Genomic DNA, 16,894 nt, shown 5'->3' with positions numbered 1-16,894 from the left:
GGGCCGCAGGCCGGTCCGGTCAGTTGGTGCGGTCCTGGAGGTCCGCCATGGCGACGGCCCAGCGGACGTACTTGTTGCGGCCGAGGTCGCCGACGGTCTTGATCCGCAGGGCGGCCAGCGCCTCGCCGTGCGCGTCGGTCACTCCGGCGAGCGCGGCGACGGGCGCGTCCAGCACCTCGGGCAGGCTGAGGTTCTCGTAGGCCTTGTCGAGCACCTTGTCGAGGTCGGCGGTGACGGTCATGGGGTTCCTCCGGTGGGTCGCGGGCACACGTGCCGCCAGGCTCCGTCCGCGCCGCGGCGCCCGCCAGCCGGGCACCGCCATCCGCCGTACGGCCCGCCGGCCCGCCGCGCCGCCGCGCACCGCCGGCCGGCCGGCCTCCTCAGGCCAGTACGCCGGCGGCCCGCAGCAGCCACCGGTTGGTCCGGCCGACCAGTCCGGCCCGGTCCAGCACGCCGATCACCTTGGCCGCCAGCCGGACCTTGGTGGCCCGCCAGTGGGGGTTGGCCGCGGCCGCCCGGCGCCCGGCCGCGGGGTCGATGCCGACGGCCGCGTACAGCCGGGGGTTGACCAGGCTGACGGTCGCGAAGTAGACGATCAGGCCGACGAACAGCTGCTCCCAGCGGCGGCGCACCGGGCCGAGCCGCTCGCGCAGCAGTTCCTCGCGGGCGTAGCTGATGTGCCGGGACTCCTCGATGACGTGGATCCGGGAGACCTGGCGGGTGAGCGGCTGCAGGCTCTCGTCGTTCATCACCTCGCGCTGGAAGGCGTCCAGGATCTCCTCGACGTACATCGTGCCGCCGAAGGTCTGGCTGTGCGTGGAGGTGGCCTTGAAGATCCGGCCGAGGTTGTGCGCCAGCGCGTCGGGGCGGTACGCGGGCACGCCCATCCAGGAGATCATCCGCGCGAACATCACGGAGTGCCGGCACTCGTCGGCGATCTCGGTGAGCGCGTACTGGACGTGCGCGGTGGTGGGGTCCCGGTCGAAGGCGTGGCGCAGCAGCATCTGCATCAGGATCTCCTCGAACCAGATGCCGACGGCCGCGATGCTGGCGACCTCGTGCTTGCTGAGCTCGATCCGCTGGTCCTCGCTCAGCCCGTCCCACAGGTCGGTGCCGTAGAGCGAGAGGTGGTGGGGCGGGGCGTAGTAGCGGCCGGGGACGGGCGGGGACTGCCAGTCGACGTCCTTGAGCGGGTCGAAGGAGAGCTTGGCGGAGGAGGCCAGCAGCCGCTGGGCGGTGCGTTCGCGCCCGGGTGCGTCCGGTCCGGCTTCGGCCCCTCGTGCGGGTGCTGACATCAGCGGCTCCTCGGTTCGGTGGGTCGGTCCCCGGTCCAGAAGCTAGGCACTATTAGAACCGGCGTCAATAGTGCTGGCGCAGCCCCGCCGCGGACCGGGCCGCAACCCGGGTCGCGGACCGGGGCCGAAAACATCTCAGATCATGCGAAACCAATCCATTTCCCACCGCGTAGGAAGGGGTGATGACACGTCAGATATCGATACGGAGCGAGGCTGATGGTGAGGACTGGAAAGCGCACGGCTGCCCTGCTCGCGGGAAGTCTGGTCCTGGCGGGGGCGGCCGCCCCCGAGGCGGGATCGACCGGGAACGCCCCGCCGGAGGCCGCCGGGGCGAGCGCCGCCGCCCCGGCGCCGCTCCCGCTCCCGGTGCCGCGCCCGGCCGAGCCCGCCTGGGACGGCAAGGTGACCGTGCTGGGCGACGGCTCCACCTCCTACACCGGGCCGCAGCCCGGGCCGCAGCCCGCCGAGCGGCTGAAACCCGGTGAGAAGCCGCCGCAGTTCGTGGTGTTCTCCTGGGACGGGGCGCTGGAGAACGACGACCATCTGTTCTCCCGGTTCCGCAAGCTCGCCGAGCAGAACAACGCCCGGATGACCTTCTTCCTCAGCGGCATCTACCTGCTCCCCGCCGCGAAGCGGAAGCTCTACCGGCCGCCGCAGCACGCCGCGGGCACCGCCTCGATCGACTTCCCGACCGCCGCCCACGTCCGGGAGACCCTGGAGGAGCTGCGCCTGGCCTGGCTGTCCGGGGACGAGATCGGCACCCACTTCAACGGCCACTTCTGCGGCGCCAAGGGCGGCGGCGACTGGTCGACCGACGAGTGGCGCAGCGAGATCGACCAGGCGTACTCCTTCGTGGAGAACTGGCGGACCAACACCGGCTTCAAGGACATCGCCCCGCTGCCGTTCGACTACCGCAAGGAGCTGGTCGGCGGCCGGGCGCCGTGCCTGGAGGGGCAGAAGACCCTGCTGCCGGCCGAGCGGGCGCTCGGCTGGCGCTACGACGCCAGCTCGCCGGGCGACTTCCAGGTCTGGCCGGGCAAGCTGAACGGCGTGTGGAACTTCCCGCTCCAGCTGGTGCCGTACCCGCAGACCGACAAGCAGGTGCTGTCGATGGACTTCAACTTCCAGGTCAACCAGTCCGGCGACAACACCAAGGGCAACCCCGCCAAGTACGACGCCTGGGAGAAGCAGACCAGGGACGGCTACCTCAACGGCTTCGAGCGGGCCTACAACGGCAGCCGGGCGCCGCTGTTCATCGGGAACCACTTCGAGACCTGGAACGGCGGCATCTACATGAAGGCCATCGAGGACGTCATGAAGGACGTCTGCCGGCGGGACGGTGTCCGTTGTGTCTCCTTCCGTGAGGTGGCGGACTGGATGGACGCCCAGGATCCGCAGGTGCTGGCCCGGCTGCGGCAGCTGGATCCCGCGCAGGCCCCGGACTGGTCCACCTTCGTCCGGTAGCCCGGGCCGGGCGGCGCCGGCGGGCGGTCAGCCCGTCGGCGCCGCCTGCTGGTAGCCGGTCCACACCGCGAGCGGCAGGCCGGTGGCGGACATCGCCGGCGCGCCGCCGCCGAGGCCGTCCAGCGGCTGCAGGACCAGCGTCTTCAGGTCCATCCGGAAGACCACGACCGCCGTCGAGGTGGTGCCGGCGGTGCCGACGAACCAGCCGGCCGTGTTGTCCTGGGAGGTGCCCGAGGTGCCCGCCGCGCCCGGCGCGACGGCCTTCGCCCCGGCGGCGCTGCCGCCCTTGACCGCGTCCGTCAGCGCGTCGGTGACCTCCGCGGCGACCTGCGGGGTGACCGCGGTGACGGTCGGCGGCAGCTGCAGCGGGAGGTCCTCGCCGCCCCGGGTGACCTTCAGCACCGAGTACGGGTCGGTGTGCCGGCCGCCGGAGGCGAAGGTGCTGTAGGCGCCGGCCATCCGGATCGTGCTGGGCGTCGAGTTGCCGAGCGAGAAGGCCGGAACCATCGGGCCGGTGCTGGCGGGCAGCAGGCCGAGGTCGAGCGCCGTCTGCCGGACCTTGTCCAGGCCGACGTCCATGCCGAGCTGCATGATCGGGGTGTTGACCGCCTGGGCGACCGCGGTGCGCAGGCTGATCTTCCCCCAGGACCGGCCGTCCGCGTTGCGGCCCTTGACGATCTTCCCGTCGCGCCCCCAGTAGGGGCCCTCCGGTGTCATCACCTTGAGGCCGTCGTCGCCGTCGTAGACGGTGCCGGGCAGCACCGGGGTCCGGGGTGCCCCGCGCTCGCGCTGCACGCCCTGGCCGAGGGCGGCGGCGTAGACCAGCGGGCCGAACGCCGAACCGGCCGGCACGTTGGAGGTGTTGGCGTTGTTGAAGCCCTGCTTGAGGTAGTCCGGTCCGCCGTACAGGGCGAGGATCCGCCCGTCCGCGGCGACCGAGGTGGCGCCCACCCTGACGTACCGGTCCTCGGCCCTGGTGTCGGGGCTCAGCCCGGCGCTCGCCCGGCCGACCGCCGCGGCCAGGGCCGTCGTCCGGGGCTTCTCGAAGGTGGTGTAGATCTGGTGGCCGCCCAGGTCGAAGCGGGCGGGAGTGATGTCGGTGTGCGACTCCACGTAGGAGCGGGCCACCTCGACCAGGTAGCCCACCTGCCCGGCCATCCCGACCTGCGGCTCGGGGGCCTTCGGCTCGGGGAAGACGGTGTAGCCGGCCCGCTGCGCGGCGGTCAGCGCGCCGGTCTCCACCATCCGGTCCAGGATCCAGGACCAGCGGTCGACGGCCCGCTGGTGCGCGGCGGGGCCGAGCGCCGGGTCGAACAGGCCGGCGCCCTTGAGCAGGGCGGCGAGTACCGCGCCCTCGCTGGGGTCGAGCTGGGAGACGTCCTTGCCGTAGTAGGCGTGCGCGGCGCGCTGGATGCCGTAGCTGCCGCGGCCGAACCAGCTGGTGTTGAGGTAGCCCGCCAGGATCTCGTCCTTGCCGAGGTGCCGGTCGAGTTTGACGGCCAGCAGGATCTCGGTGAACTTCCGTGACAGGGTGCGGTCCTGGTTCAGGTAGGCGTTCTTGACGTACTGCTGGGTGATGGTCGAGCCGCCCTGGGTGTCACCACCGGAGACGGTCCGGTACAGCGCCCGCGCGATACCGGTGGGCGAGACGCCGTGGTCGGAGTAGAAGGTGGCGTTCTCGGCGGCCAGCACCGCGCCCTTCACCGGCCCGGGCACCTCGTCCAGCGGGACGTCCTGGCGGTTGGTCAGGCCGGTGCGGGCCATCTCGGTGCCGTCCGCCCAGTAGTAGACGTTGTTCTGCTGGGTGGCGAAGGCGTTCAGGTCCTCGGGTATGTCGGTGCGGGCGTACGCGACACCGATCAGGGCCACCAGCCCCAGCGCCCCGGCCGCGGTCAGCACCAGCCACTGCCGCCAGGACGGCAGCCAGCGCCGGACGCCGCGTCTGCCCGCGCGCGGGTAGTCCCAGGACATCCGGCCGAGCAGGCGGTGCAGGCCCGACCGGGCGGACGCGGCCAGGGCTCGCGGGCGGAACGGCATGGCGGGGTACTCCATTCGTGGGCTGACTACCCGTCATGGAGGTGACGTCACGGACCCGCCCCGAGGTCGCGGATCTTCCGGCATCCGCACAGATCGTTCGCAGGTCGTTCACCGCTCCCGCCCGCGGCGGGGCCGCGTCCGTCAGTGCTGCTCCTCGCTGCGGTCTCCGCCCCAGAGGGTGTGGAAGGTGCCGTCCCGGTCGACCCGGCGGTAGGTGTGCGCGCCGAAGAAGTCGCGCTGGCCCTGGACCAGGCAGGCCGGCAGCCGCTCGGCGCGCAGGCTGTCGTAGTAGGCGAGGGCGGTGGCGAAACCCGGTACCGGGACGCCCAGCTGCGCGGCCGTGGACACCACCCGGCGCCAGGCGGACTGGGCATCGCCGAGGGCCTGCCGGAAGTGGTCGTCGATCAGGAGCGTGGGCAGCTCGCGGTCCCCGTGGTACGCGGCCCTGATCCGGTCCAGGAAGCGGGCCCGGATGATGCAGCCGCCGCGCCAGATGACCGCCATCGCGCCGGGGTCGATCCGCCAGCCGTACTCGGCGCTGCCGGCCTGGATCTGGTGGAAGCCCTGCGCATAGGCGACGATCTTGGAGGCGTACAGCGCCTGCTCGACGTCCTCGGCGAACCGGTCCGCGGCGGCGCTGTCGAGCCAGGTCTCGGCCGGCCCGGGCAGGCCGCGGGTGGCCGCCCGCAGCGCCGCACTGCCGGACAGCGAGCGGGCGAACACCGCCTCCGCGATCCCGTTGACCGGCACCCCGAGCTCCAGCGCGGTCTGCACGGTCCAGCGGCCGGTGCCCTTCTGCTCGGCCTGGTCCACCACCACGTCGACGAACGGCTTGCCGGTGGCCGCGTCGGTGTGCGCCAGGATCTCCGCGGTGATCTCGATCAGGTAGGACTCCAGGCGTCCGCCGTTCCAGGTCCGGAACACCTCGGCGATGGCCGCGGGCTGCAGGCCGGCGCCGTGCCGCAGCAGGTCGTACGCCTCGGCGATGAGCTGCATGTCGGCGTACTCGATGCCGTTGTGCACCATCTTGACGAAGTGGCCGGCCCCGTCCGGGCCGACGTGGGTGCAGCAGGGCTCGCCGTCGACCTCCGCCGCGATGTCCTCCAGCAGCGGGCCGAGCACCCGGTACGACTCCTCGGTGCCGCCGGGCATGATGCTCGGGCCCTCCAGCGCGCCCTGCTCGCCGCCGGAGATGCCGGTGCCGACGAAGTGCAGCCCGCGTTCGCGCAGCGCCTTCTCCCGGCGGCGGGTGTCGAGGAAGTGCGCGTTGCCGCCGTCCACCACCACGTCGCCCCGCTCCAGCAGCGGGACCAGCTCGTCGATGACGGCGTCGGTCGGGGCCCCCGCCTTGACCATGATCACGATGCGCCGGGGCCGCTCCAGCGAGGCCACGAACTCCTCGACGCTCCCGGACGGCCGGAAGTCCCCCTCGTGCCCGAACTCCTCCACCAGCGCCGTGGTCTTCGCCCCGGTCCGGTTGTGGACCGCGACCCGGTAGCCGTGGCGGGCGAAGTTCCGGGCCAGGTTGCTGCCCATGACGGCCAGTCCGGTGACGCCGATCTGGGCCTGCGGTTGCGCGCTCATGACGGGGGCTCCAAGGGGGTTCGCCGGCAGGACATCACGTCCCAACCCTGCCAAGCCCCGCGGCCGCCCGCACCCGGACACGCCTGCCCGGGGCGGCGCTCTCAGCGGCGCTCCGGCAGCAGCAGCCCCGCCGCCGACAGCGCTCCCCAGCCCACCGACACCGCGACCGCCATGGTCCGGTACCCGCGCCCGGGCAGGGTCCGGCCGAGCAGCGCAGCGTCGCCGAGGTCGGCGGCCAGCCGCAGCACGGTGGCGGTGCGCAGGCTCCGCGCGTCGGGCGCCAGCGCCATCGCCAGGCCGCAGGCCGCGTCCCGCCAGGCCAGCGGGCGCAGGCAGACGGCGACCGCCTCGGGGGTGCGGCCGTCCGGCCCGGCCAGCCCCGACGGCCGGGCCAGCAGGCCGGGGCGGGCGGCGACGGCGAGGCCGTACACCGCGGTGGCGGCGCCGGTGAGGCGGAGCAGGCGGGAGTTCATCGGCGGATCCTCGGGACGGGCCGGACGGGACGGCTGCCCACGCTACGCCGTCGGATCCGGCGGGCGCGGCTCCCCGCGCCCGCCGCGGGCAGCGGGTATGACTGGGCGGTGGACCGCGGGCGGCGCGGGCCACCGCGGCGGGGCGGGCCGACGGGGGAGGGGGGGGGGGGTAAGGACGGGGGCGGTGGGCGTGCTTTGGCGGTGGCCCGCGGATGCCGCGCCCCACCGCGGCGGGCCGGCCCGCCGGGCGAGCGGAGGAGGTGCACGGCCGTGACCGTCGACGCCGTGGTGGTGGGGGCCGGCCTGGCGGGCCTGGCCTGTGCGCAGGACCTGGTCGCGGGCGGCCTGCGGGTCCTGGTGCTGGAGGGTTCGGACCGGGTCGGCGGGCGGATGCGCACCGACCTGGTCCACGGGTTCCGGCTGGACCGCGGCTTCCAGGTGTTCAACACCTCCTACCCGCAGGTCCGGCGCCGGCTGACGCTGCGTGCGCTGCGGCTGCACCCGTTCACCCCGGGCTTCCTGGTGGCCGGACCGGACGGGCGCAGGCTGTTCGCCGACCCGACCAGGCGCCCGCGCGAGGCCGCCGGCCTGCGGCAGCTGGCCTCGGCCCGCGACCTGGCGGCGCTCGGGCTGCTCGGGGCCCGGGACGCGGCGCTGCCCGCCGCGCTGCTGCGCCGGGCGGGCGAGGCGCCGACCTACGCGGCGCTGCGATCCGCCGGGATCTCCGCGCACGGGGTGGAGACGCTGCTGCGGCCGTTCCTGTCGGGGGTGTTCCTGGAGGACCGCCTGGAGACCTCCGGGCGCTTCTTCCAGCTGGTCTGGCGCAGCATGCTGCGCGGCAGCCTGTGCCTGCCGCAGGCCGGGATCGGCGCGGTGCCCGAGCAGCTGGCGGCCGGTCTGCCGGTCCGGCCGGAGTGCCCGGTGGCGGGGCTCACCGAGGACGGGGTGCTGCTCGCCGACGGCGGCGAGGTCGCCGCCCCCGCGGTGGTGGTGGCGACCGACCCGGCGACCGCGGCGCAGCTGCTGCCGGGGCTCGCGGTGCCGCCGATGCGGGCGGTCAGCACGCTGTACCACGCGGCGGCCCGCCCGCCGCTGGCCGAGCCGACCCTGGTGGTGGACCGGGACGGGCCGGTGCTGAACACGGTGGTGCTGTCCCAGGTGGCACCCGGCCTGTCCGGTGACGGCCGGGCGCTGGTGTCCACCTCGGTGCTGGGCACCGAGGTGGACGAGCCGGCCGTCCGGGCCCGGCTGGGCGAGCTGTACGGCTGCGACCCGGGCGGCTGGGAGCACCTGGCGACGTACCGGATCCCGGCCGCGCTGCCGGCGATGCCGGTGCCGCTGCTGCTCAGCCGGGCCACCCGGTTCGGGCCGGGCCGCTACGTCTGCGGGGACCACCGGGCGACCGGGTCGGTGCAGGGCGCGCTCGCCTCCGGCGCGCGGGCGGCCCGCGAGGTGCTGGCCGATCTCGGCCGGTGAGCGGGCGACCCGCCGGATGCCGTCCTCAGAGCGTGCCGCTGCCGCGGGGGACGGCGGCGAAGGCGCGCTGCTGCCCGGTGGCCGGGCCGGTGGTCCAGTCCGGGTGGCCGGGCATCGGCGGGGTGCGGTCGCCGTAGAGCCAGGCGTCCAGGAACGGGCCGAGGTCGCGGCCGGCCACCGCGGAGGCGGTCGCGACGAAGTCGCGGGTGCCCGCGTCGGCGCCCCGGTAGCGGCGCAGGTACTCCCGTTCGATCCGGTCGAAGACCTGCTCGCCGACCTCCTGCCGCAGGGCGTAGAGGACCAGGGCGCCGCCGAGGTAGCGCTGGGTGTCGTAGAGGTTGGCGGTGGTGGGCGCGGCGACCGGTCCGGAGTCGTGGCGCCACTGGTCGCCGTGGCTGTAGGTGTCCTTCATCCGGGCCTCCAGGGTGGTCAGGCCCGCGCTGTCGGGCCAGCCGCGCTCGTAGCGGTAGAGCAGCCCGTAGAAGTCGGCGTGACCCTCGTTGAGCCACAGGTCGGCCCAGGTGCTGGGGGTGACGCTGTTGCCGAACCAGGAGTGCACCAGCTCGTGCATCATGTGCGCGCCGATCTTCTGCTCGGGCTGGAGCAGGAAGGCGGGCTTGTAGACCGTGAGGGTCTGCGTCTCCAGGCCGGTGAAGTCGAAGGCCGCCGGGTCGTCGGTGTCGGCCGGCATCAGTCCGTAGGTCTCCAGCGGGAACGGGCCGAGCCGCTGCTCCAGCCAGTCGAGCTGGCCGGCCGTCAGTGCCAGCGCCGGCTCGGTGGCGGCGGCGCGGCCGGTGGGCACCACGTCGCGCAGCGGCAGGCCGCCCGGCCCGGTGCGCCGCACCACCGTGTAGTCGCCGACCGAGACCTGCAGCAGTTCGGTGGCCATCGGGTCGCGCGAGACGTAGGTGCGGCGGGTCAGGCCGCCCCGGGACACGGTCGCGGCGAGCGAGCCGTTGGCGACGCCGTACAGCGCGTCGGGGGCGGTGACGCTGACCGTGAACCCGGCCTTGTCGCTCGGACGGTCGTTGCAGGGGAAGACGGTGTGCGCGGCGTCCGGCTGGCCGGCGACGGCGAACCCGTCCTCGGTGGGCACCCAGCCGGTGTGCGTCCCGGCGGCGTGCGGGTCGGCGGTGTAGTCGACGGTCACCGCCATCGGGGTGCCGGGCGCCACCGGGCGGGCCGGCACCACCTCCAGCTTCTCGCCGTACGCGCGGAACGCGGCCGGCGCCCCCTGGACCCGGACGGCGTGCACGTCGAGCCCGGCGGCGTCCAGTTCGAAGCGGGGCAGCCGCTGCAGGGCCAGCGCGGTGACGGTGGCGGTGGCGTCCACCCGCCGGGTGTCGGCCCGGTAGGTGAAGGCGAGGTCGTACCACTGCACGTCGTACCCGGCGTTGCCGAGCGCCGGGTACACCGGGTCGGCCGCTCCCCGCCCGGCGTCGAGCGGCGCGGCGGGGCCGGCGGCGGAGCAGACCAGCGCCGCGGCGAGGGCGACGGCCGGGAGCAGGCGTAAGGATTTCAGCGCAACCACCACTTCCATGTGCAGTCGGAACGTCACACATGGTAATCGGCAGGGGTGACGGCCCCCGGGCCGGGTACCGGCAGCGCGGGACCGCCCGCGGTCGGCGGCCCGGGGACCGGCTCAGATCGAGAAGATCCGGCCGACCATGAACAGCACGCAGGCCAGCACCACCAGCGAGATCAGCGCCAGCGGGACCCAGCCCGGCCAGGCGTTGTGCAGCTCGGGCGCCTCGGGGGTGGAGATCTCGTGGCTGGTGCTCGACTCGCCTTCCGGCGTCTCGGCCGGCCGGGGCCCGCGCGGGACGGGCCGGGCGGGGTGTACGGCAGTGGTCATGGTGTCCTCCGGCCCTCGCTCGGCGGCCCGGCGTTCGGCCGCGGCCTCCCGACCAGCTTCCCGCGCACCCGTGGCCGGGGCCACCCGCGGGCGTCGGCGGGCGCGGGCGTCGGCGACCGGCCAGCATGGGATGCCCGGCCGTCCGCGGACGGCCGGGGGATCCGCCGGACCAGCCCGAGGAGGCCGCCGTGCTGCACCTGGTCGCCGAGACGTCCCGCGCCGTCGCCGCCGAGCCGGCCCGCAACGCCAAGATCGGCCTGTTGGCCGGGCTGCTGGGTGCGCTCGGACCGGCCGAGGGCGCGGCGGCCGTCGCCCTGCTGTCCGGCGAATCCCGCCGCGGGCGGATCGGGGTGGGCCCGGCGGCCCTGCGCGACCTGCCCCCGCCGGCCGCCGCGCCCTCGCTCGGGGTGCTGGAGACGGAGGCGGCGCTGGCCGCCATCGCCGCCGTGCACGGGCCCGGCGCGCAGGCCGGGCGGCGCCGGCGGCTGGACGGGCTGTTCGGCCGCGCGACCGGCGCCGAGCAGGAACTCCTCGCCGGGGTCCTGGTCGGCGACCTGCGCCAGGGCGCGCTGGACGCGCTGCTGGGTGACGCCGTGGCCAAGGCCGCCGGGGTGCCCGCGGCGGCGGTCCGCCGGGCGCTGATGCTGCGCGGCTCGGCCCGGGCGGTGGCCGAGGCGGCGCTCGGCGGCGGCACCCCGGCGCTGCGCGCCTTCACCCTGGAGGTGGGCCGGGCGGTGCGGCCGATGCTGGCGGCGGCCGCACCGGACACCTCGGCGGCCCTCGCACGGATCGAGGGTCCGGCCGCCCTGGAGTGGAAGCTGGACGGTGTCCGGGTCCAGGTGCACCGGGACGGGCCCGAGGTGGCGGTCTTCACCCGCGGCCTGGACGACATCACCGCCCGGGTGCCCGAACTGGTCGAGGCGGCGCTGGCGCTGCCGGTCCGCGCGGCGGTCCTGGACGGCGAGGCCATCGCGCTCGGCCCGGACGGCCGGCCGCGGCCGTTCCAGGTCACCGGCGCCCGCACGGCCTCCCGGCAGGACCCGGCCCGGCTGCGCGCCGAGACACCGCTGACCCCGTACTTCTTCGACCTGCTGCACCTGGACGGCGCCGACCTGCTGGACCTGCCCGCCGAGCGCCGCTGGGCCGAACTGGCCCGGGTCGTCCCGGCGGAGCTGCGGGTGCCCGCGGTGCGGACCGCGGACCCGGCGCGGGCCGAGGCCTTCCTGCGCGAGACGCTGGGCCGCGGCCACGAAGGGGTGCTGGTCAAGGACGCGCAGGCGCCGTACGCGGCGGGGCGGCGCGGCGCCGGCTGGATCAAGGTGAAACCGCACCACACGCTGGACCTGGTGGTGCTGGCCGCCGAGTGGGGGTCGGGCCGCCGTCACGGCTTCCTGAGCAACCTGCACCTGGGGGCCCGGGCGGCCGGTGAGCCGGGCCTGCCGCCGTGGGTGATGCTCGGCAAGACCTTCAAGGGGTTGACGGACGAGCTGCTGGTCTGGCAGACCCGCGAGCTGCTGGCCCGCGAGCGCGGCCGGGACGGGCACGCCGTGCTGGTCCGGCCGGAGCTGGTGGTGGAGATCGCCTTCGACGGGATCCAGCGCAGCCCGCGCTACCCGGCGGGCCTGGCGCTGCGGTTCGCCCGGGTGGTCCGCTACCGGGACGACAAGCTCGCCGAGGAGGCGGACACGGTGGCCGCGGTCCGCGCCCTGGCGACCGGGCTGACCGTCTGAAGGGCCCGCCCGGGGCGGCTCCCCCGGGCGTTCAGGCGCCGGCCGCCCAGGACCGCGGGTCGGTCCAGGCCGCCAGTTCGCGGCGGCTCTCGAAGCACCGGGCCTCGCCGGTCACCGGGTCGGTGAACTCCAGCCGCCTGGCGAGCAGCTGGAGCGGGCGGCGGAAGTCGTCCGGGGCGGGCTCGGCGAGCACCTCGGGGTAGAGCGGGTCACCGAGGATGGGCAGGCCCGCGGCGGCCATGTGCAGGCGCAGCTGGTGGGTGCGGCCGGTGTGCGGCAGCAGCCGGTAGCGGGCCAGGCCGGCCCGGTGGTCGATCAGCTCGATCCGGCTCTCGGCGTTGGCCTCGCCGGGGACCTCGCGGGAGGCCAGTTCACCGCGTTCCTTGACGATCCGGCTGCGGGCGGTGTGCGGCAGGGGGAGGGCGGGGTCGAAGCGGGCCACCGCCTCGTACTCCTTGCGGACCTGCCGCTGTTCGAACAGTCCCTGGTAGGCGCCGCGGTGCCGGGGGTCGGCGACGAACATCACCAGGCCGGCGGTGAGCCGGTCGAGGCGGTGTGCCGGGCTGAGCCGGGGCAGGCCGAGGTCGCGGCGCAGCCGGGCGAGGGCGGTCTCGGTGACGTGCCGCCCGCGCGGGGTGGTGGCCAGGAAGTGCGGCTTGTCGGCGACCACCAGCCGCTCGTCGCGGTGCAGCACCTCGACGGTGAACGGGACGGGGGTCTCGGCGGGCAGCTCGCGGTGGAACCACAGGTACTCGCCGGGCCGGTAGGGGCGGTGCGCGGTGACCGGGCCGTCGAGCGCGACGAACTCGCCGCCGGCCATCATCTGCGCCAGCCGTTCGGTGCCGACGGCGGGGCCGTAGCGCTCCAGCAGGTACGCGAGGGCGGTCGGCCAGGTGCCGTCGGCGGGCAGTCGCAGCCGGACCGGGTCGACTCCCCGGCGTTGCGGGAGGGGGCTCGCGGGCACCCCGGACTTGCGCCTCATCGGCCGGACGACCTCCGTCTGCTCGCTGTACCGGCCCCCAGCCAACCATCCCGGCGGGCCGGGACCCAATCCGTGCGGCCCGCCGGCCGGGCGGCCGGGCCCGGCGGGAAATGCGCCGGTCACGGGCTGGGCCGGGCCGCGGCGGCCGTGCGACGATGGCAGGGCGGAACGCCGACTTCCGGACGGGTGCCTCGATGGACACCAATGAGCAGCAGCACAGGACCGTCCCCCCGACCCGCCGCTCCCTGGTCCCGCCCGAGCCGGGCGGACCCGGGCGCGGCGGGCAGGCTGCCGACAGCCTGCTGGCGGTCCCGATCGCCACGGCGCTGATCGCGGAGAACGGCCGGATCCTGCACTGGAGCCCGGACGCGGAGGCGCTGCTCGGTTACAGCGCGGCGCAGGCGGTGGGCGCGCCCGCCGCGCAGCTGCTGGTTCCGGCCGAGCAGCGGCCGGAGGTGACGGCGCTGTTCGCGGACATCCTCGCGGGCCGGGCCTGGTCCGGGGTGTTCCCGGTGCGGCACCGGTCGGGCCACGACGTGATCCTGGAGTTCCGGACCCATCCGATCGCGGGTCCGGGCGGGCAGCCGCTGGTGCTGGCGGTGGCCTCGGACGTGACGGCGGTGCGGCGGCTGCAGTCCGACCTCGCGGTGCTGGACGGGTTCTTCACCCAGTCGCCGGTCGGGATGGCGGTGTACGACACCGACCTGCGGTTCGTCCGGCTCAACGACTCGCTGGCGCGGATCAACGGCCTGCCGGTGGAGCAGCACCTGGGCCGGACCGTCACCGAGGTGCTGCCGGGTCTCAACGGCGAGGAGATCGAGGCGGTGATGCGGGAGGTGCTGGCGGGCGGCGACGCGGTGGTGGACACCCGCTCGCACGGCCGCACGCCCGGCGATCCGGCGCACGACCACGCCTGGTCGGCCTCGTACTTCCGGTTGCAGCGGCCGGACGGGCGGGTGCTGGGCGTCAGCTCGACGATCGTGGACGTCACCGAACGGCACACCGCGGAGCTGGTGGCAGCCCGGGCGCAGGACCGGCTGGCGGTGCTGGCCGATGCCAGCGCGTCCATCGGCACCACCCTCGACCTGCGGCGCACCGCCCGGGAGCTGGCGGAGGCGCTGGTGCCGCGGCTGACCGACACGGTCGGGGTGTTCGCGCTGGAGCACCTGGTGACCGGCAACGACCTGCACCCCTCGGCGCCGGACGTGCTGCGGGTGCGGCGCCTGGCGGTGGCGACCGTCGACCCGGACCACCCGGTGCAGGACCTGCCGACGGAGTCGGTGCACCGGGTGCCGCCCGAGTCGGCGTACGCGCAGGCGCTGGCCACCGGCCGAACGGTGACCATGCCGACCTGGGACCTGCCGCTGCTGGCCGACCAGGTGCCGCCGGAGCGGCTGAAGGGGTACCTGGGGGACGTGCCGCGGCCGGTGGTGATCACGCCGCTGGTGGCGCGGGGCACGGTGCTGGGCATGGTGGTGTACTCGCGGCGGGCCGGGCGGGACCCGTTCGGGGAGTCGGATCTGACGCTCGGCGACGAGCTGGCGGCCCGGGCGGCGGTGGCGATCGACAACGCCCGGCTGTACCAGCGCCAGCAGCAGACCGCCGCGGCCCGCGAGCAGGCGCTGCGCGAGGCGCGGGCTGCGCAGGACCGGCTGGCGCTGGTGAACACGGCGACCGCGCGGATCGGCACCACCCTGGACCTCGGGCAGACCGCCCGGGAGCTGGCCGAGATGGCCACGCCGCGGCTGGCCGACACGGTGGTGGTGGAGGTGCTGGACGCGCTGGTGCGCGGGGCGACCGGGCCGGGGCCGGGCCGGGCGGACCGTTCGGCGGTGCTGCGCCGGCTGGCGTACCACACGGTGCAGGGCAGCGGGATGTCCTCGGTGACGCCGGTGGGTTCGGTGCACCGCTTCCACCCGTCCACGCCGAACGCCTGGGTGCTGGCGCACCGGCGGCCGGTGTTCCTGCCGACGATGGACGACCGGGCGCTGAACTGGTTCAACGACGACCGGGAGCGGGCCGTCGCGGTCCGCGAGCAGGGCGTGCGCTCGCTGATGGTGGTGCCGCTGATCGCCCGCGGCGCGGCGGTCGGGGTGGCGACCTTCTACCGCAGCGTCACCGACCGGGCGTACGACGAGGAGGACCTGACGCTGGCGGCGGAGCTGGCGGCCCGGGCGGCGGTGTCGATCGACAACGCGCTGCTGTACACCCGGGAGCGGGACGCGGCCCAGCAGCGCCAGCGGGCGCTGGAGGCGGCGGGCGCGGCGCAGCAGCGCCTGGCGCTGCTGAACGAGGCGAGCACCCGGATCGGCACCACGCTCGACCTGCACCGCACCGCGCAGGAGCTGGTGGAGGTGGTGGTGCCGCGGTTCGCCGACTTCACCACGGTGGACGTGCTGGAGTCGGTGCTGCAGGGCGACGAGGCGGACCCGGTGCCCCGGGACGGCTCGGTGCTGATGCGGGCCATCGCGGTCGGCGAGGTGGACGAGGACGGGCGGATGGCGAAGGCCGCCGACGCGGTCGGCGAGGCGTCCCGCTCGGCGATGCTGTACGCGCAGAGCCTGCGCAGCGGCCGGTCGATCCTGGTGCCGCACGTGGACGAGGCGGCGCTGCGGCGGATCGTGGCGCACCCGGACCGGGTGGAGCCGAGCCTCGAGGCGGGCGTGCACTCGTACCTGATGGTGCCGTTGCTGGCGCGCGGGACGGTGCTGGGCGGGGCGGAGTTCATCCGGACCCGCAATCCGGAGCCGTTCACGGCCGCGGACGTGGCGCTGGCGGAGGAGTTGGCGGCGCGGGCCGCGGTGTGCATCGACAACGCCCGGCTGTACCGGCGGGAGCGGGACACCGCGCTGACCCTGCAGCGCAATCTGCTGCCGCAGGACGTGCACCACACGCCGGGGCTGGAGATCGCCTACCGGTACCTGCCGAGCAGTGTGATCAGCGAGGTCGGCGGCGACTGGTTCGACGTGGTGCCGCTGTCCGGCGGCCGGGTGGCGCTGATCGTCGGGGACGTGATGGGGCACGGCATCCGGGCCGCGGCCACCATGGGCCAGCTGCGGACCGTCGCCCGGACCCTGATCACCCTGGACATCGACCCGGCCCGGGTGCTGCGCCGGCTGGACGACGCGACCGCGGCGATCGGCGAGGGCCAGTTCGCGACCTGTGTGTGCGTGGTCTTCGACCCGGTGGACCGGGTGTGCACGGCGGCCAGCGCCGGGCACCTGCCGCCGGTGCTGTCCGCCCCCGACGGGACGACCCGGCTGCTGGACCCGCCGCCGGGGGCGCCGCTCGGGGTGGGCGGGGTGCCGTTCGAGAACATGGCGTTCACGCTGCCCGAGGACGGGCTGCTGGTGCTGTACACCGACGGGCTCGTGGAGCGGCGCGGGCAGGACCTGGACGAGGGCATGGAGCTGCTGTGCCGGACCGTGGCGGCGCGCCGCGGCACCCTGGAGGAGGCCTGCGAGCAGGTGATCGACCGGCTGGGCGCGCACAACGGGCAGGACGACGTCGCGGTGATCATGGCGCACGCCCGGCCGATCGGCGGTGACCGGCTGGCGATGCTGTCGCTGGCGGGCGACCACTCGATGGTCCGGCACGCCCGCCGCTTCACCCGGCGGACCCTGGAGCACTGGGGGCTCGGCGCGCTCAGCGACCACGCCGAGCTGCTCACCAGCGAGCTGATCACCAATGCGCTGGTGCACGCGGGGGCGCCGGTGCAGCTGCGGCTGTTCCGCAACCAGCTGCTCACCGTCGAGGTGTCGGACGTCGACAGCCACGAGCCGAGGCTGCGCCGGGCCCGCGAGCAGGACGAGGGCGGCCGGGGCATGCACCTGGTGAACGACCTGGCGCACCGCTGGGGCAGCCGGGCCACCCACGAGGGCAAGGTGGTCTGGTTCGAGCTGGAGATCCCGTCGGCCGCCCGGCGCTGATCCTGCGCCACCGGGCCGGTGCGGGTGGGGCGTTGGGCCGGTGAGTGCGGCGCGTTGGGCCGGTGCAGC

At 75.2% G+C, this 16,894-nt stretch carries 12 protein-coding genes; 4 read left to right on the top strand and 8 right to left on the bottom strand.

Annotated elements, in window-relative coordinates; genetic code table 11:
- Positions 1–19: 19 nt before the first annotated feature.
- Positions 20–241 carry a hypothetical protein gene (locus AC2TEW_RS24535; protein WP_033824123.1) on the bottom strand — a complete coding sequence of 74 codons (222 nt, stop codon included), beginning with the start codon at positions 239–241 and terminating at the stop codon, positions 20–22.
- Positions 242–380: 139 nt separating this feature from the next.
- Positions 381–1,295 carry an AurF N-oxygenase family protein gene (locus tag AC2TEW_RS24530; protein ID WP_484625505.1) on the bottom strand — a complete coding sequence of 305 codons (915 nt, stop codon included), beginning with the start codon at positions 1,293–1,295 and terminating at the stop codon, positions 381–383.
- A gap of 216 nt (positions 1,296–1,511) precedes the next feature.
- Here AC2TEW_RS24530 and AC2TEW_RS24525 point away from each other — a divergent pair, with 216 nt between their 5' ends.
- A complete protein-coding gene (locus tag AC2TEW_RS24525; protein WP_484625504.1) occupies positions 1,512–2,759 on the top strand; it encodes a polysaccharide deacetylase family protein in 1,248 nt (415 codons plus the stop codon).
- 27 nt (positions 2,760–2,786) lie between these two features.
- Here AC2TEW_RS24525 and AC2TEW_RS24520 read toward each other — a convergent pair whose 3' ends face one another.
- The 3 genes from AC2TEW_RS24520 to AC2TEW_RS24510 all read right to left on the bottom strand — a co-directional run bounded on the left by AC2TEW_RS24520 (position 2,787) and on the right by AC2TEW_RS24510 (position 6,853).
- Entirely contained in the window at positions 2,787–4,796 is a 2,010-nt protein-coding gene (locus tag AC2TEW_RS24520; RefSeq protein WP_484625503.1) for a transglycosylase domain-containing protein, read from the bottom strand.
- A 141-nt stretch (positions 4,797–4,937) separates the two neighbouring features.
- Complete coding sequence (gene gnd / locus AC2TEW_RS24515; protein ID WP_484625502.1) at positions 4,938–6,380, bottom strand: NADP-dependent phosphogluconate dehydrogenase; 1,443 nt, start codon at positions 6,378–6,380, stop codon at positions 4,938–4,940.
- A gap of 101 nt (positions 6,381–6,481) precedes the next feature.
- Entirely contained in the window at positions 6,482–6,853 is a 372-nt protein-coding gene (locus AC2TEW_RS24510; protein WP_484625501.1) for a hypothetical protein, read from the bottom strand.
- Positions 6,854–7,123: 270 nt separating this feature from the next.
- On the opposite strand from AC2TEW_RS24510, the gene AC2TEW_RS24505 reads away from it, so the two are divergent.
- Positions 7,124–8,329 (top strand): NAD(P)/FAD-dependent oxidoreductase, encoded by a 1,206-nt coding sequence (locus AC2TEW_RS24505; RefSeq protein ID WP_484625500.1) that lies wholly within the window; start codon positions 7,124–7,126, stop codon positions 8,327–8,329.
- A 25-nt stretch (positions 8,330–8,354) separates the two neighbouring features.
- Here AC2TEW_RS24505 and AC2TEW_RS24500 read toward each other — a convergent pair whose 3' ends face one another.
- Positions 8,355–9,869, bottom strand: coding sequence for a M1 family metallopeptidase (locus AC2TEW_RS24500; RefSeq protein WP_484625499.1), 1,515 nt, complete (start codon positions 9,867–9,869; stop codon positions 8,355–8,357).
- A gap of 102 nt (positions 9,870–9,971) precedes the next feature.
- Entirely contained in the window at positions 9,972–10,184 is a 213-nt protein-coding gene (locus tag AC2TEW_RS24495) for a DUF6480 family protein (RefSeq protein WP_484625498.1), read from the bottom strand.
- 125 nt (positions 10,185–10,309) lie between these two features.
- Between AC2TEW_RS24495 and AC2TEW_RS24490 the strand changes: the two genes are divergently transcribed.
- Complete coding sequence (locus tag AC2TEW_RS24490) at positions 10,310–11,914, top strand: ATP-dependent DNA ligase (protein ID WP_484625497.1); 1,605 nt, start codon at positions 10,310–10,312, stop codon at positions 11,912–11,914.
- Positions 11,915–11,945: 31 nt separating this feature from the next.
- Here AC2TEW_RS24490 and AC2TEW_RS24485 read toward each other — a convergent pair whose 3' ends face one another.
- The gene (locus AC2TEW_RS24485) at positions 11,946–12,896 is read right to left on the bottom strand and encodes a pseudouridine synthase (RefSeq protein WP_484625496.1); all 951 of its coding nucleotides are present in this window, start codon (positions 12,894–12,896) and stop codon (positions 11,946–11,948) included.
- A 194-nt stretch (positions 12,897–13,090) separates the two neighbouring features.
- Between AC2TEW_RS24485 and AC2TEW_RS24480 the strand changes: the two genes are divergently transcribed.
- Positions 13,091–16,825, top strand: a complete 3,735-nt coding sequence (locus tag AC2TEW_RS24480; protein ID WP_484625495.1) for a SpoIIE family protein phosphatase — start codon at positions 13,091–13,093, stop codon at positions 16,823–16,825.
- Positions 16,826–16,894 lie beyond the last annotated feature (69 nt).

It is taken from the genome of Kitasatospora sp. NEAU-CNBT7 (assembly GCF_057220535.1).
Note: the sequence above shows the minus strand (reverse complement) of the source record. Positions and strands in the feature narration are given on the sequence as shown.